Raw genomic sequence first — 15,117 nt, forward strand, 5'->3', positions numbered from 1 at the left:
GTGTGGGGTTTCCCCATGTGAGAGTAGGTCATCGTCAAGCTCCTACACCAAACCCCCGATCCGCGTAAGCGGGTCGGGGGTTTGCTTTTGGAGCGCAGAAAAGCGGCCGCGCAGAACTGAGCCTGAACCGAGGCAGGCTGCTCCGATGCTGCCGGTGGCTGTAAAGGCGCTACGGCGGTTGAGGTAAAAGTACGGCTGCTGCACTGGTACAGCATTGTCGGTGATAGCTTGGCTCGCTAAGCGGACGCTGCTGGATGAAAGCAGGCAAGCTCATATGGCCAAGCATAATGATGTTGGAGCCATATCGTTGAAGGGTGTCCTGGCTGCCGCAGCGAGGCTAGCGCTTACGGCGGTGCGATAAGGTCGACCATTTAACATGAGCCCGGCAAGCCTGCCTTTGCGCTGTAACCGACCAAGTCCAAAGACCGATGAGAGGCAAGGTACTCGTTCTTCCACCTCGTTCCGATTCTGCCCGGGGGCCTGGTCAACAATCCTGCCTGAATGACGATTACCATTCGTGCCACCTGGCATATTCACTGGCTGGCAGAGCGGGGAGATTCCTCATCCCGGTCAGCTCGAATGAATGAACGGCTGCGTCCGATGCGCGGCATTCGTCATGCAACAAATCGAAGGGGCTGCCGTTTGAGTTGATGGTTCGGCAGCGTGACGTGCTTGAGTCGTCGACGATTCCGATAGATGGACACGCAGTGTGACTACGCCCCGTCGTCCTCCACAGCAAGCGTCACGGCTGAGCAGAGCCTGCTTCGGAACGTATGAAGCTCTCGTACTCGTTAGCCAGACCTTGCGCTGTAGGAATGGGGCCCGCCGCGATAGGCGACTCCCACTATCGCTTCTGGTGAAAGTCCACCACAACAGCGCCCTTGCCTGAAGGCCCTATCGATTGCTGAATGGCGTCCAGAAGGGTCTGTTGGGTGAACGGCTTGGCCAGGACTTGAAGCTGACGTGGGCTATCGGCGAGATCGGCGTAGCCGCTGACCACAAGGACAGGCAGCTCTGGCCGCTCGTTTCGCAGCCGGTCTGCCAGTTGAGCGCCGGTCATGCCAGGCATCATGTGGTCCGTTATCAGAATGTCGTAAGCAACACGTTGGGTAAGTAGACCCAATGCCGTTTCCGCACTGTTGACCGCGGTTACCTGGCAGCCGAGATCCTCGAGCATCGAAGCCGTATTGTCCAACACTAGGGGATCGTCATCCACGACCAGGACCGACAGCGATAGCTCGGCAGAGGCAGTTAGCTGAGGGCCGGGGCCAGGTTCGACACGGTCCGGCGTTTGCTCGGCCTGGCGCTCTGTGGCGATGGGTAGCCAGATTTCCACTGTGGTGCCCTTGCCGGGGCGGCTGTGGATCTGCAGACGACCCCCGGACTGTTCGGCCAGGCCATGGGCCATCGACAAACCCAGCCCCGTGCCATTGCCGGGGCCCTTGGTTGTAAAAAATGGGTCGGTAGCGCGGGCAAGAACTTCCGGCTCCATACCGATACCGTCGTCTCGAACGATAAGAATGACGTAGCCGGGCGCATCGATTCTTCCGGCTTCGGCGGCTGTTCGGGACTGTCCCTCGATGCAGATCGATCCGCCGTCCGGCATGGCGTCCCGGGCGTTGACGACCAGGTTGATCAGGACCATCTCCAGCTGGTTCGCATCGACGTACGCCTGTGGCAGATCTAGCGGAAAACGCAGATCGATGCTGATGTTGGTTTCCACCGAGCGCTTCAAGAGCTCTCGCATCCCAATCACCAGATCTGGCAGTGCGACGGCGCTTGGTCGCAGCTCCTGTTTACGCGCGAAGCTCAACAGACGTTGCACAAGCCCCGCACCTCGGCGAGTCGCCTGCAAGCCATTTTCGATCAGTGATTCGGTACGGGGATCTGACGGCGGCAGCCGTTTGCGCAACAGTTCGAAGCTGCCACCGATGACGGCCAAGAGATTGTTGAAGTCATGGGCGATGCCGCCGGTCAGCTTGCCCATCGCCTCCATCTTTTGCGCCTGCCGCAAGGCCGCTTCAGCCTGCCGGCGTTCCGTCACGTTGATGAGCCCGCCGAGGATAAGCGGCCCGGTAGATGTACGTTCCACCCTGCTCGAGGCCAGCACATCGACGAACGTTCCGGCTCTGGCGACCAAGCGGTACTCCGCGTCTCGGCATTCGCTAGTTTCGAGCAGCGACGGCCAGTCATGCTCGAGGAACTGACGAGACGATGCCTCGGTCATGAAACACACGAGCGGTCTGCCGATCACGTCCTCCCGGCGGTAGCCCACCAGTGATAGCCACGCATCGCTTACCGATTCGAGACGCCCATCCTGATCCAGGGAGTGCAATGGCAGAGGCGTCTTGCTGTACAACTCGCGCAATCGCTCTTCACTCAGGCGCAGGGCCGAAGCCTCCTGCCAGCTACGACGCGCCTGACGCCTGTCGTACATCGAGGCCACCAGCCCAAAAAACAGAACGATGAAGGTCGCCGCGGATATCGCAACAGCCAGCGATAACATATCCAGGTCACCGCCATGCGTGGCGCTCATGGCGTCGTCCAATGGCGTGAAATGCGCGCCGATCATGGCCACGTAGTGCATGCCGGAGATCGCGACTCCCATCGCCGCAGCCGACAGCGCCTGCCCTGACAGGCTGGTACCTCGGCCTGATAGCCACAACGCTACCGTCGCGGCGCTGATTGCGATGATGAACGACAGTACCACCCAACCGGTGGCGTAACTGAGCTCGGCATCTACGACCATTGCCGCCATGCCGATGTAGTGCATTGCACCGATGCCCAGTCCCATGAAAAGGCCACCCAAGCCAAGCGTTCGGGGCGTAATGCCGCGCTTGCTTACGGCAAAGAAGCTGATGGCGGTAACTGCGATAGGCACCGCAAAGGATGCGAGCGTCAACGCCAGGTCATAACGGACCTGCATGCCCGGCATGCCGAATGCCAGCATGCCTACGAAGTGCATGGCCCAGATGCTGCCGCCCATGCAGAGGGCAGCGGCGCCGACGAAGGCCTGTCGAGGCCAGCCTTCGGTCTCTCGTGTGCGGCTGGAGAGGTCCAGGGCGGTGTAGGAGCCGGCTATCGCGATGATGACCGACAGTACGACCAGAGAGACGTTGTAAGTGGTATGCATCATGCGGATCAGCTCCCGGTAGCGCAGCGAGAGAAACGTGCACGACTTCGTCTAAGAACTTTGACTCATATAGCGACGATACGTCCCGTCACCGGGCGCCCGGTTATCGGTCAAGTACGCGGAGCTTGGAAATCTGCGCGGATCTGTAGCTGCGGCTCAACGGCTTTTGAACGGTCGGCAAGTCTACGCACCTTGAGAGTCGCGCCTCCAACACGGTGGGACAACACAGTCGCGGGCCGTCGAGCTGACGCGAGCGGGATTGCGAAGTTCGAAGTAACGCGGTCATTAGGCCATGCCGTCCCGCCCATATTGCTTATTTGCTGGAACGCCGGCGCGCCTCGAAGCTCCAACAGGACGTTAATGGAGAACACCATCCCGATGCTTTTCGCTTTCGTTAATCCCGCAAACGGCCTTACCCGCGTCCCTTACCGTTCCGTTTCACGGTTTACTAAGGCCGTGCACGGATGAAAGCCAGCCGATGGATCATCGTGGCTCTGCTGATTGTCGCAGTGGTCTGTTTCTTCGCTTTCGACCTCGGCGAGTACCTCACCCTCGAATCCATCAAGGCCCACAGCGGCGCCCTGAAGGCCAAAGTCCAGGATCATCCATGGTGGGCTGCTGGGGTGTTCTTCGTTGTTTACGCGGCGCTTACGGCGCTGTCGTTTCCCGGTACGGTGGTGCTGACCTTGCTTGCCGGGGCGCTGTTCGGTCTGATAGAGGGGACGTTGCTCGTATCCTTCGCCTCGAATGCGGGGGCACTGGTGGCCATGCTCATCAGTCGTTTCATGCTGCGAGACTGGGTGCAGAAGCGATTCGGCAAGCAGATCGCCGGGATCAACAAGGGGCTGACGCGCGATGGCACCTTCTACCTCGTCTCGTTGCGACTGATCCCCATCGTACCGTTCGTGCTGCTGAACCCAGCGTTGGGTCTGACGCGAATCAAGGTCTGGACCTTCTGGTGGACCACCCAACTCGGCATGCTGCCCGGCAATGCCATCTATGTTAACGCGGGCGAGAAGCTGGTCGCCGTGCGCGCGCTGTCCGACATCCTGTCGCCGAGCATCATCAGCACGCTCGTATTGCTGGCGGTGTTCCCGGTCATCGCCACGCGGCTCCTCACCTATTACAAGGCTCGCAAGGTCTACCGCGGCTGGCGCAAGCCGAAGCGCTTCGATTACAACCTTGTGGTAATCGGTGGCGGTGCGGGCGGGCTGGCGACGGCGCGCATAGCGGCGACCTACAAGGCGCGGGTGTGTCTGGTTGAGCGCGAGCGCCTCGGTGGCGTTGCCATGCATGAGGGCGGTGTGCCAACCAAAGCATTTCGACGCCTGGCAAACGAACTTCATACGAGGCACGGCGGCCAGCCCTCCGTCGAAGCGTTTGGCGAATTGATGATGCAGGTCCGCCAGTTGACCGAGTCCGCCCGGCATCACGCATCGGTCGACGATTGCACGCGGCATGGCGTCGAGGTGGTTGAAGGCGAAGCACGGCTGAGCTCGCCCTGGACGGTCGAGGTGGAAGGCCGCACGCTGACCACCCGGGCGGTCGTCATTGCCACTGGAAGCCGGCCGTGGCTACCGCCGATCCCCGGTCTGGACGCAGTCGAGCCCCTGACCTGCGACACGCTGCTGCAATTGCACGAGCGGCCCGACCGCCTGCTCATTCTCGGCGGCGGGGCAGGCGCCTGCGAGTTCGCCCAGCTCTTTCAGCGCATGGGTTCCAGGGTCACCGTAGTCAGCCCCGACGAGCGCCTGCTTGACCAGGAAGATGCTGAAGCTGCCCAGGCGCTGACCGCTGCACTGATTGCCGCCGGCATCGACCTGCGCCTTGGACTGACGGCGCAGCGGGTCGAGTCGACCGGCAGTGAGCACCGGCTGATTTGCCGGGCAGGCGAGGGCGAAGAGCAATCGCTGCCCTTTGATCGGTTGTTGCTGATGCTCGGGCAATACGCCGATGTCGAAGGATTGGGGCTGGACGAGTTGAAGCTGCATTGTGGCGATGACGGTACGCTGGAAGCGGACGAGTATCTGGCCACGCGTTACCCGAATATCTACGCGGTGGGTAGCGTCGCCGGGCCGTACGGTGCTCCGCATGTGGCGGAGCACCAAGCCTGGTACGCAGCGGTCAACGCGCTGTTCGGCGGGCTCAAGCGGTTCGTGGTAAGCGATCGAGTCCTGCCTCGGGCCGTGTATACCTCGCCGGAGATGGCTACGGTGGGCCTGACCGAACACGAAGCCGGGGCGTTGAAGCTCGAGTTCCAGACTACCCGACTGGACCTGGCGACCCTTCCCGGTGCAGTTGCCGAACGCGCCGAGCAGGGGTTCGTCAAGGTGCTCACCGAGCACGACCACGACCGCATTCTGGGAGTCACCATCGTTGGCGAGCAGGCAAGTGAAACGCTAGCCGGGTTCGTTGTGGCGATGAAATACAAGGTGGGCATGCACAAGCTCGGCGACGCAGTCCAGCTGAGTCCGACCCAGGGTGAAGCACTGCGACGTGTCGCCGAAGCCTGGCGGCAACAGCACCGCTCGCCGAGGATGCTCACCTGGGCCGAGCGGCTGAACCGCTGGCGGGTCGAAAGGTAGGCATCAACCTGGCTGTAGTTGCTGTCACTGTTGGTTGCGCCGCATTCACCTAGGTCGAGCGATCATCGAATCGACGGCTGCGGCTGGAGTCCGACGACACTGGCGAGCACCGGCACGGGGGTGGTCCGCGCCTGCCGTGCTCGCCGAACCAGGAAGGATCGCTCAAATGACCGACGTCCGATCATCAGCAGCGTCCGTTACTCCCGTTGCCCCGATTCGAGCATCGTTTCCGGCCGCACCCACTGATCGAACTCTTCGCTGGTCAGGTAGCCAAGCTCCAGCGCTGCTTCTCGCAAGGTGGTGCCTTGCGCATAGGCCTTCTTGGCGATTTCGGCCGCTCGGTCGTAGCCGATATGCGGATTCAGCGCGGTGACCAGCATAAGACCGCGCTCGAGATGTTCTGCCATGCGTGCCGGGTCGGGCTCGAGGCCGGCGATGCAGTGGGTATTGAAGTTGCGACAGCCGTCGGACAGAAGCCGAATCGACTGGAGCAGGTTGTGGATGATCACCGGCTTGAACACGTTGAGCTGCAGATGACCCTGGCTCGCTGCGAAGCTGATGGTCATGTCGTTGCCCATCACCTGGCAGGCGAGCATGGACAGCGCTTCGCACTGGGTCGGGTTGACCTTGCCAGGCATGATCGAGCTGCCAGGCTCGTTGGCTGGCAATCGCACTTCGGCGAAGCCTCCGCGAGGTCCTGAGCCGAGCAGACGAAGGTCATTGGCGAGTTTCATCAAGGCGACCGCCAGCGTCTTCAGCGCGCCGGAGAGCGCGACCAGTGGCTCGTGGCCGGCCAAGGCGGCGAACTTGTTCGGTGCCGAGACGAACGGCAGGCCGGACAGGGCGGCCAGCTCGGCTGCGATCGCTTCGGCGAAGCCATGCGGCGAGTTCAAACCGGTACCTACTGCGGTGCCGCCTTGCGCCAGTTCATAAACAGCCGGAAGGCACTGGCGAATCGTCCGCTCGGCTATGTCGAGCTGAGCGACGAATGCCGACATTTCCTGGCCGAAGGTGATCGGCGTGGCATCCATCATATGGGTGCGCCCGGTCTTGATCAGCTTGTTGTGCCGCGCGGCCAGTTCCGCCAACCCGCCGGACAGCTCGGCCAAAGCGGGAAGCAGCTCACCGTGGACCGCCTTGGCAGCGGCGATGTGCATCGCTGTGGGGAAGCAGTCGTTGGAGCTTTGCGCGCGATTGACGTGGTCGTTGGGGTGCACGGGAGACTTGCCGCCACGCTTGCCACCGGCCAGCTCGTTGGCGCGACCGGCGATGACCTCGTTGACGTTCATGTTGCTCTGCGTGCCGCTACCGGTCTGCCAGACCACCAGCGGAAACTGGTCGTCGTGCTGGGCATGCAGGATCTCGTCGGCGGCCTGTTCGATCAGTCGCGCGACGTCGGGCGGCAGGTCGCCGATGCGGTTGTTGACCCTGGCTGCCGCCTTCTTGATCAGCGCCAGCGCATGCAGCACCTCGACCGGCATGCGCTCGGCACCGATTGCGAAATTGCTCAGCGAACGTTGCGTCTGGGCGCCCCAGTAAGCCTGCTCCGGTACTTCGACCTGCCCCAGGCTGTCGGTTTCTATACGCGTCATGCCATGCTCCTGCTCGATATTGCTGGTTTAGGCCGCCTTGCGGTGCCGGCGGTTCCATAGCCCGCCGGTCGTTGCTTGAGGCATTGGAACTCTCGGCGCAGAATGTGTCCATTGAGGGCTACCTATCGCCTTCCCAAGGGATTTCCAATGCCAACCTTACGTACCCAGGCGTTGCGCTGTGCAATGCTGTTTTTCTGCATCAGCTCTTCGGCATTGGCCGACACCGCCAGCCACGCCAGCAGTGCGGAACGTTTCCTCAAGCTGGCGAGCGCCGATCGGCTTGCAGTACCTGTCTATGCACAAGTACAGCAGATGTTCGCGCAGCGTTTCGCCGAGGCTCAGGCGCCCGAGAGCAAGAAGGCGATGCTCGAGCGCTATCAGGCCCAGGCCAACACCGCGCTGGACAAGGCCATAGGCTGGGACAAGCTGAAGCCCGATCTGGTGTCCCTCTATACCAGTCAGTTTTCCGAAACCGAGTTGAATCAGCTGATCGATTTCTATCAGTCGCCACTGGGCAAGAAGATGCTCGCCAAGTTGCCGGAGCTCAATGCACGGTCTGCCCAGCTAACCCAGGCCAAACTCGAAAGCGCGGTGCCGGAAGTGAACAAGCTGTTGGCCGACATGACGGCCGAACTCGAAAAACAGAAGCCTTGAGAGAGCAGGCAATGCGCAAACTCGATCTGATCCAAAACGCCCTGCAGGTTCTGCAGCCCGAACACCTGGAAGTGCTCGATGAAAGCCACACTCACAGCCGCGGCCTGGAGACGCACTACAAGGCGGTCATCGTCAGCGAGCAGTTCGCGGGTCTGAACTCGGTCAAGCGTCACCAGAAAGCCTACGCCGCCATGGGCCCGCTGATGCAGCAGATCCATGCACTCGCCCTGCACACCTACACGCCGGAAGAATGGGCCCAGCAGCGTGTGGCTCCGGCATCACCGGTTTGCGCCGGTGGGCATAAATAGAGGCGACAACAGACGGGAAACATCCCGGATGTTCTTTGCTAGAATCGCGCTCGCGCCGGCCCACGCCGGCGCTTTCGTTTGTATCCGGTCCACCCTTTACGCGGGTGACCACTGGTGGAAAACCCCATGACACGAAAAATCGTTGTGGCAGCGCTCTACAAGTTCGTATCGCTGCCGGACTACGTCGCCTTGCGTGACCCTCTCTTCGCGACGCTTACCGAAAACGGCATCAAGGGCACCCTGTTGCTGGCGGAGGAGGGCATCAACGGTACGGTATCCGGCACCCGCGAGGCGATCGATGCGCTGCTCGACTGGTTTCGCCGCGACCCTCGCCTGGCTGACATCGACCACAAGGAATCCTACTGCGACGAACAGCCGTTCTATCGCACCAAGGTGAAGCTGAAGAAGGAGATCGTCACGCTGGGCGTACCCGGTGTCGATCCCAATCAGCGGGTCGGTACCTACGTCGAGCCGCGGGACTGGAATGCGCTGATCGATGATCCCGAGGTTCTGCTGATCGACACCCGCAACGACTACGAAGTGGCGATCGGTACCTTCGAGGGCGCGATCGACCCGCAGACCAAGTCGTTCCGCGAATTCCCTGATTACATCAAGGCGCATTACGACCCGGCGAAGCACAAGAAGGTCGCCATGTTCTGCACCGGTGGCATTCGCTGCGAAAAGGCCTCGAGCTACATGCTCGGCGAAGGGTTCGAAGAGGTCTATCACCTCAAGGGCGGCATTCTCAAATACCTGGAAGAGGTACCCGAGGCCCAGTCACGCTGGAAGGGTGACTGCTTCGTGTTCGACAACCGGGTCACCGTTCGCCACGACCTCAGTGCCGGTGAGTTCGACTTGTGCCATGCCTGCCGCGCCCCGCTGTCCGTGGAAGACCGGCAATCGGAGCACTACGCTGCGGGTATCAGCTGCCCGCATTGCTGGGACACTCTGAGCGAGAAGACGCGAGCCGGTGCGCGCGAACGGCAGAAGCAGATCGAACTGGCCCGCCAGCGCAACCAGCCTCACCCCATCGGCCGTGATCCGCGGGAGCAGTGACGCTGATTCACGCCGGCCCGCGAGCACGCCAAGCAGTTAAGGGGAGTAACGAAGTGGCCCGACTGATCTATGTGATGGATCCCATGTGCTCGTGGTGCTGGGGCTTCGCTCCCGTGCTGCAGGGGCTTGCCGAGCAGGCCGCGGAGCACGGCGTGCCGCTCGTGCTGAGGGTCGGCGGCCTGCGCCGAGAACAGGTCGCGATGGATGAGGCCGGGCGCTCGCGCACGCTGCCGTACTGGCAGGCCGTGCACGCTGCCACCGGCCAGTCATTCGACTTCGACACGGGGCTACCGGCCGGATTGATCTACGACACCGAACCCGCCTGCCGAGCCCTGGTCGCCGCGCGCGGGCTCGATGAAAGCCGGGTCTGGCCGCTGTCGCTGCTGATCCAGCAGGCCTTCTACCAGCAGGGGCGTGATGTCACGCAAGCCGCGCTGCTGGTGGAGCTGGCCGAGGCGGCCGGGCTCTCCCGCGAGCGCTTCGCCGAAAGCTATGACGACCCGTCCACCAAGGCCGAAACGTCAGCGGATTTCAGCTGGGTCGAGAATCTTGGTATCGCCGGGTTCCCGACCCTGCTCGCCGAGCACCAGGGCCAGCTGGCCCTGCTCACCAATGGCTATCAGCCTCTGACGGTGCTGGCTCCATTCCTGGGCCGCTGGCTGGAGCACAACGCGCATGCCTGACCAGCTCAGTTGGGCGGAGATTCGCCGCCTTGCGCTGCACCACCGCAAGGCCTTGATTCTGGCCAACCTGGTCGCGGTTCTGGCCACGCTCTGCAGCGTGCCGATCCCCTTGCTGTTGCCGCTGCTGGTAGACGAAGTCCTGCTCGGCACCGGCGATGCGGCACTGCGCGTGATGGATCGCTTTCTGCCCGCCAGCTGGGAAAGTGCGGCCGGCTACATCGGCCTGATGCTCGGCATAACCCTGCTGCTGCGGGCCTCGGCGCTCGTGTTCAACGTCCTGCAGGCGCGGCTGTTCGCCCGGCTTTCGAAGGACATCGTCTACCGCATTCGCGTGCGGTTGATCGAGCGCCTCAAACGCATTGCCCTTGGCGAGTACGAGAGCCTTGGCGGCGGTACGGTCGCGACCCATCTGGTCACCGATCTGGAGACCATCGACAAATTCATCGGTGACACCCTCAGCCGTCTGCTGGTGGCGGTGCTATCGATCATCGGCACAGCGGCGATCCTGGTCTGGATGCACTGGCAGCTGGCGCTGCTGATCCTGCTTTTCAACCCGCTGGTGATCTACGCCACTGTGCAGCTGGGCAAGCGAGTGAAGCACCTGAAGAAGCTGGAGAACGACAGCACCTCGCGCTTCACCCAGGCGCTTACCGAAACCCTCGATGCGATACAGGAAGTGCGTGCCGGCAACCGCCAGGGATTCTTCCTCGGTCGACTGGGGCTACGCGCACGGGAGGTCCGCGACTACGCCGTCGCTTCGCAATGGAAGACCGACGCCTCCAACCGCGCCAGCGGTCTGCTGTTCCAGTTCGGCATCGACGTGTTCCGTGCCGCGGCGATGCTGACCGTGCTGTTTTCCGACCTGTCGATCGGCCAGATGCTCGCGGTGTTCAGCTACCTGTGGTTCATGATCGGCCCGGTGGAGCAACTGCTGAGCCTGCAGTACGCGTTCTACGCGGCCGGCGGGGCGCTGGGGCGGATCAATCAGCTGCTGGCGCGCGCCGACGAGCCGCAATATGTCGGCGGCCGCAACCCATTCGCCGATCAGGCGACGGTGGCGATCGATGTGCGCGACCTGCACTTCGCCTACCAGGACGAAGCGGTCCTCGAGGGGTTGAACCTGAGCATCGCGCCGGGGGAAAAGGTCGCGATCGTCGGTGCCAGCGGAGGTGGCAAGAGCACCCTGGTGCAGCTGCTGCTGGGGCTTTACCAGCCGCAATCGGGGCAGATTCGGTTCGGCGGCATTCCGCTCGAGGAAATCGGCTTGGCCACGGTGCGCGACAATGTGGCGGTCGTGCTGCAGCATCCGGCGCTGTTCAACGACAGCGTGCGTGCCAACCTCACCATGGGGCGCGAGCGGGACGATGAGGCGTGCTGGCGGGCGCTGGAGATCGCCCAACTGGCCGATACCATTCGCCAGCTGCCGAACGGGCTCGACAGTATCGTCGGGCGCTCCGGTGTGCGACTGTCCGGCGGTCAACGGCAGCGGCTGGCCGTGGCGCGCATGGTGCTCGCCGAACCCAAGGTGGTGATCCTGGATGAAGCGACCTCGGCCCTCGATGCCGCGACCGAATACGCCTTGCATCAGGGATTGAACCGGTTCCTCCGCGACCGCACCACCTTGATCATCGCCCATCGCCTCTCGGCGGTGAAACAGGCCGATCGAGTGCTGGTGTTCGACGGTGGGCGCATCGCCGAGGATGGCGATCATCAGCAACTGATCGCTGAGGGCGGGCTTTATGCACGCCTGTATGGGCATCTGCAGCACTGATCGTCTCACGCAGTACCGGGCCATCGCCGTTTCGCCTGCCGATGATCGTTTCGCCGCCCCGAGCCAGGCGGCGACCGCCAGTCTTAAGGCGCCAAAAATATCCTGACGCCACACTCAACTATTAGTAATCTCTGCCGACTTCCCGAGCGTGCCCCTTTTTGTGGAACCTTTCTGATGGAACCAGTGCAGAACCTATTCACCAATCTTTCGGTTGCCAAAAAGCTTATCTGCGGCTTCGGTCTGGTACTGCTGCTCACGCTTGGCGTCGCGGTGACCGGCTTCGTTGCGGTCGACGAGATTCTGGGTCGGGCGCAACAGATCGAGCAGCTGTCCAGCGTCAATGCGTCGATTCTTGCGGCGCGCGGCGCAGAGCGTGACTACGCGCTGACACGTCAGCAGTCCTCGGCCGACGCGCTGCACACATCGCTGCAGCGACTCGGTTCCGAACTGACCGGCCTGGCCGCCACTTCGAGCACGCAGGAGCGTGCCTACCTGACGCGAATCCAGCAGGCCGCCGACGAGTACGGCCGACAGTTCGACCGCTACATGCAGCTGATCGAACGCGGCATGGCGCTGCGCACGCGCATGCAGGATGCCGCGCAGGTCAGCCGCGAAGAGTTCGAGTTCATCGAGCTGGACATGTACGACGCCGTGCGCGTGCTGCGCCTGGAGGGGGATCGCCTCAAGGGCAGCGACCCGCTGACGGTGGCCGAGGCGACTTCGGGCCTGACCAAGCAGATTCTCGACATGCGGACCCAGGAAAATCTGTTCGTGGCCAACAGTTCCGATGCGGCCGCCAAGAGCTGGAGCGAGCTGCACGCCAACGTGGTTGCCATCGGCAGCAATCTGAAGATCTGGCTGAACGACGATCAGCAGGCCTCCATGGACAAGGCGCTGGTGGAGCTGGAGCACTATCGCAGCGCATTCGACGAATTCCGCCAGAATCGCGCCGAGCGAATCGCCCTGGAAGGCTCGATGGCGCAACAGTCCGAGGTGGTGATCGCCGCTGCGAACGAGGCGCTGGACAACGCGAGCAATGCCATGCAGCAACAGCGCCGCAGCAGCTACCTGCTGCTCGGCGTGATCGGTACGCTGGCGATCTTCGTTGGCCTGCTGGCTGCCACGATGATCTCGCGGATGATCGTCGGCCCCCTGCGCACCACCGTTCAGCAAGCGCAGCGCGTCGCCAGCGGCGACCTCACGCACTCCCAGCCCAGCTCGCGCCGTGACGAGGTGGGGCAGTTGCAGGACGCCATGCACGGCATGACGCAAAGCCTGCGCAACCTGATCGGTCGCATCGGCGGTGGCGTCAGCCAGATCGCCGCGGCAGCCGACCAGCTTTCCGCCGTGACTGCGCAGACCAGTGCCGGCGTTCAGACCCAGCGGGTGGAAACCGAGCAGGTCGCCACTGCCATGCATGAAATGGCGGCCACGGTGCAGGAAGTCGCACGCAACGCCGAGCAGGCCTCCATCGCCGCGCGTCAGGCGGATCAGCAGGCGCGCCAGGGTGATCGGGTGGTGCAGGACGCCGTGGGGCAGATCGGCAATCTGGCCGGTGAGGTGGATCAGTCCGCCCATGCGATCGAGGCGCTGCACGCCGAAAGCGGGCGGATCGGCAGCGTGCTCGAAGTCATTCGCGCGGTTGCCGAGCAGACCAACCTGCTGGCGCTCAACGCGGCCATCGAGGCGGCCCGTGCCGGCGAGCAGGGCCGCGGTTTCGCCGTGGTGGCCGACGAGGTGCGGGCTCTGGCGCGCCGTACCCATGATTCCACCGAGGAAATCGAAGGGCTGATCGCCAATCTGCAGCGGGTTGCACAGCAGGCCGTCGAGCAGATGCAGAGCAGCCGCAGCCTCACTCAGCGCACCGTCGACCTGGCCAACGAGGCGGGCGTCGCGCTGGGTCGGATCACCGAATCGGTGTCCACCATCGAGCAGATGAATCAGCAGATCGCCGCGGCAGCCGAGCAGCAGAGCGCGGTAGCCGAGAACATTTCCGAAAGCGTGACGCGCGTGCGTGATATCGGCGATCAGAGCGCCAGTGCCACAGAGCAGACCGCCGGTGCCAGCGCCGAGCTGGCTCGCCTGGGCGTGGAGCTGCAGGAGCTGGTCCGCCAGTTCCGTACCTGACGGCGCGCGGCAGACGCGGCTCGCGCACGAGCCGCGTTATCTGATCGCCTTGCCGTTCAGCTCGGCCGCCCAGGCGGCCAGGGGCAGCGCGGGTTCCTGCTGCCAGATGCGCTGCCAGATGCTCTCCAGGCGGCGCATATCGCCCCGATTGGCCGGCAGGCGTTCGGGGCGTTCCACCAGCTGCCAGCCCTCGGCGCTGCGTTCGGCCAGCGGAAAGCGAAACGGATGGAAGCCGGTCATGCCCAGCCGCAGATCGGTCACCAGCAATTGGTCGCCGTCCACGTCGTAGCGCAGCACATCGCCGCTGAACCAGCGCAGCCGTTCATGCTGAGGTGAGCCGTCCAGCGCATCGGCCAGGTGGGCGTTGCGTGGCAGGCGCACCAGCGCCGGTGGCGCGTCGTCCCACCAGCTCACCAGCGTCTCGTAGTAGTGCTCGCCATCTACCAGAATCACCCGCCAGAGCAGGCTGTTGAAGGGCGTCGGTGTGCTGAACATCCGCTCGACCTCGATGCCCTGGCGGGTGATGCTGGCCTGCACGCGCTGTTCGGCCATCTGCTTGCCGGCAAGGGTGAAACCCAGGTAGCAAGTGGTCAGCACCAGCGCGTAAGCGGGCCATCGGGCCGTGCGGCCATGCAAGCCGAACAGCGCGCCGGCCAGCACCGCGATCAGCAGCGGCACGCTGTAGAGCGGGTCGATGATGAAGATGCTGGACCAGGCGATCGGTGGGGTGGTCAGCGGCCATAGCAGCTGGGTGCCATAGCTGGTGAAGGCGTCCAGCAACACATGGGTGACCAGCACCAGCCAGATGGTGAGGAACAGTCGGGTGCCGGAGTATCGCTCATCGGGGCGGAAGCGCCTGATCAGCCAGGTCAGCAACACGGCCACGATGCTGAGGACGAACAGCGAATGGCTGAAGCCGCGGTGATAGGTCATGTTGGCGACTGCATCGCCGTAGTCGATGACCACGTCGAGGTCGGGCAGGGTGCCGAGCACGGCGCCGTAGGCGAGCGCCTTGCGGCCTTGCCAGCGTCCGAGCATCGCGCCCTGTACGCTGGCGCCGAGTAAGGCCTGGGTGATCGAGTCCATGTGCAGATCCCTGGGGGCGGGGAAATTACCTTAGCCGAAGCGCCGGCGGCACCTGATCGGCAAATTTCGAAAAAGTATGTCGTGGTTCGGCACGGCGTAGGACAATCGCCAGCTCAATCGTC

Annotated in this window: 10 protein-coding genes and 1 pseudogene; 7 read left to right on the forward strand and 4 right to left on the reverse strand. The window is 63.2% G+C overall.

Going from position 1 to position 15,117, the window contains the following annotated elements; translation table 11 throughout:
* Nucleotides 1–844: 844 nt before the first annotated feature.
* Nucleotides 845–3,136, reverse strand: a complete 2,292-nt coding sequence (locus ACVRRC_RS20810) for an MHYT domain-containing protein (RefSeq protein ID WP_423567404.1) — start codon at nucleotides 3,134–3,136, stop codon at nucleotides 845–847.
* A 461-nt stretch (nucleotides 3,137–3,597) separates the two neighbouring features.
* On the opposite strand from ACVRRC_RS20810, the gene ACVRRC_RS20815 reads away from it, so the two are divergent.
* Nucleotides 3,598–5,718 carry an FAD-dependent oxidoreductase gene (locus ACVRRC_RS20815; RefSeq protein WP_472997459.1) on the forward strand — a complete coding sequence of 707 codons (2,121 nt, stop codon included), beginning with the start codon at nucleotides 3,598–3,600 and terminating at the stop codon, nucleotides 5,716–5,718.
* A gap of 197 nt (nucleotides 5,719–5,915) precedes the next feature.
* Here ACVRRC_RS20815 and ACVRRC_RS20820 read toward each other — a convergent pair whose 3' ends face one another.
* Nucleotides 5,916–7,310: a class II fumarate hydratase gene (locus tag ACVRRC_RS20820; protein ID WP_061373431.1), complete on the reverse strand. Its 1,395-nt coding sequence runs from the start codon at nucleotides 7,308–7,310 to the stop codon at nucleotides 5,916–5,918.
* A 147-nt stretch (nucleotides 7,311–7,457) separates the two neighbouring features.
* Here ACVRRC_RS20820 and ACVRRC_RS20825 point away from each other — a divergent pair, with 147 nt between their 5' ends.
* The 4 genes from ACVRRC_RS20825 to ACVRRC_RS20840 all read left to right on the forward strand — a co-directional run bounded on the left by ACVRRC_RS20825 (nucleotide 7,458) and on the right by ACVRRC_RS20840 (nucleotide 10,011).
* Entirely contained in the window at nucleotides 7,458–7,964 is a 507-nt protein-coding gene (locus tag ACVRRC_RS20825) for a DUF2059 domain-containing protein (RefSeq protein ID WP_061373432.1), read from the forward strand.
* An 11-nt stretch (nucleotides 7,965–7,975) separates the two neighbouring features.
* A complete protein-coding gene (locus ACVRRC_RS20830) occupies nucleotides 7,976–8,272 on the forward strand; it encodes a BolA family protein (RefSeq protein ID WP_013982451.1) in 297 nt (98 codons plus the stop codon).
* 126 nt (nucleotides 8,273–8,398) lie between these two features.
* Nucleotides 8,399–9,328 (forward strand): oxygen-dependent tRNA uridine(34) hydroxylase TrhO, encoded by a 930-nt coding sequence (trhO, locus tag ACVRRC_RS20835; RefSeq protein WP_061373433.1) that lies wholly within the window; start codon nucleotides 8,399–8,401, stop codon nucleotides 9,326–9,328.
* 53 nt (nucleotides 9,329–9,381) lie between these two features.
* Nucleotides 9,382–10,011 carry a DsbA family protein gene (locus ACVRRC_RS20840; RefSeq protein ID WP_472997460.1) on the forward strand — a complete coding sequence of 210 codons (630 nt, stop codon included), beginning with the start codon at nucleotides 9,382–9,384 and terminating at the stop codon, nucleotides 10,009–10,011.
* On the opposite strand, the pseudogene ACVRRC_RS20845 reads toward ACVRRC_RS20840, so the two are convergent.
* Nucleotides 9,991–10,098 (reverse strand): annotated as a pseudogene (locus ACVRRC_RS20845) (hypothetical protein); the annotation flags it as partial. The gene ACVRRC_RS20840 and the pseudogene ACVRRC_RS20845 overlap by 21 nt on opposite strands.
* Between ACVRRC_RS20845 and ACVRRC_RS20850 the strand changes: the two are divergent.
* Together ACVRRC_RS20850 and ACVRRC_RS20855 are read left to right on the forward strand one after the other, a co-directional pair.
* Nucleotides 10,064–11,782 (forward strand): ABC transporter ATP-binding protein, encoded by a 1,719-nt coding sequence (locus ACVRRC_RS20850; RefSeq protein ID WP_350424498.1) that lies wholly within the window; start codon nucleotides 10,064–10,066, stop codon nucleotides 11,780–11,782. The pseudogene ACVRRC_RS20845 and the gene ACVRRC_RS20850 overlap by 35 nt on opposite strands.
* A 174-nt stretch (nucleotides 11,783–11,956) precedes the next feature.
* Entirely contained in the window at nucleotides 11,957–13,909 is a 1,953-nt protein-coding gene (locus ACVRRC_RS20855; RefSeq protein ID WP_472997461.1) for a methyl-accepting chemotaxis protein, read from the forward strand.
* A 36-nt stretch (nucleotides 13,910–13,945) separates the two neighbouring features.
* Here the strand turns inward: ACVRRC_RS20855 and ACVRRC_RS20860 are convergent, their stop codons facing one another.
* Complete coding sequence (locus ACVRRC_RS20860; protein ID WP_048329476.1) at nucleotides 13,946–14,995, reverse strand: metal-dependent hydrolase; 1,050 nt, start codon at nucleotides 14,993–14,995, stop codon at nucleotides 13,946–13,948.
* Nucleotides 14,996–15,117 lie beyond the last annotated feature (122 nt).

The organism is Stutzerimonas sp. LR2, from assembly GCF_055755175.1.

Coding starts and splice junctions, on each gene's coding strand:
- ACVRRC_RS20810 (WP_423567404.1), bottom strand. CDS start 3,136: ATGATGCATACCACTTACAACGTCTCTCTGGTCGTACTGTCGGTCATC.
- ACVRRC_RS20815 (WP_472997459.1), top strand. CDS start 3,598: ATGAAAGCCAGCCGATGGATCATCGTGGCTCTGCTGATTGTCGCAGTG.
- ACVRRC_RS20820 (WP_061373431.1), bottom strand. CDS start 7,310: ATGACGCGTATAGAAACCGACAGCCTGGGGCAGGTCGAAGTACCGGAG.
- ACVRRC_RS20825 (WP_061373432.1), top strand. CDS start 7,458: ATGCCAACCTTACGTACCCAGGCGTTGCGCTGTGCAATGCTGTTTTTC.
- ACVRRC_RS20830 (WP_013982451.1), top strand. CDS start 7,976: ATGCGCAAACTCGATCTGATCCAAAACGCCCTGCAGGTTCTGCAGCCC.
- trhO (WP_061373433.1), top strand. CDS start 8,399: ATGACACGAAAAATCGTTGTGGCAGCGCTCTACAAGTTCGTATCGCTG.
- ACVRRC_RS20855 (WP_472997461.1), top strand. CDS start 11,957: ATGGAACCAGTGCAGAACCTATTCACCAATCTTTCGGTTGCCAAAAAG.
- ACVRRC_RS20860 (WP_048329476.1), bottom strand. CDS start 14,995: ATGGACTCGATCACCCAGGCCTTACTCGGCGCCAGCGTACAGGGCGCG.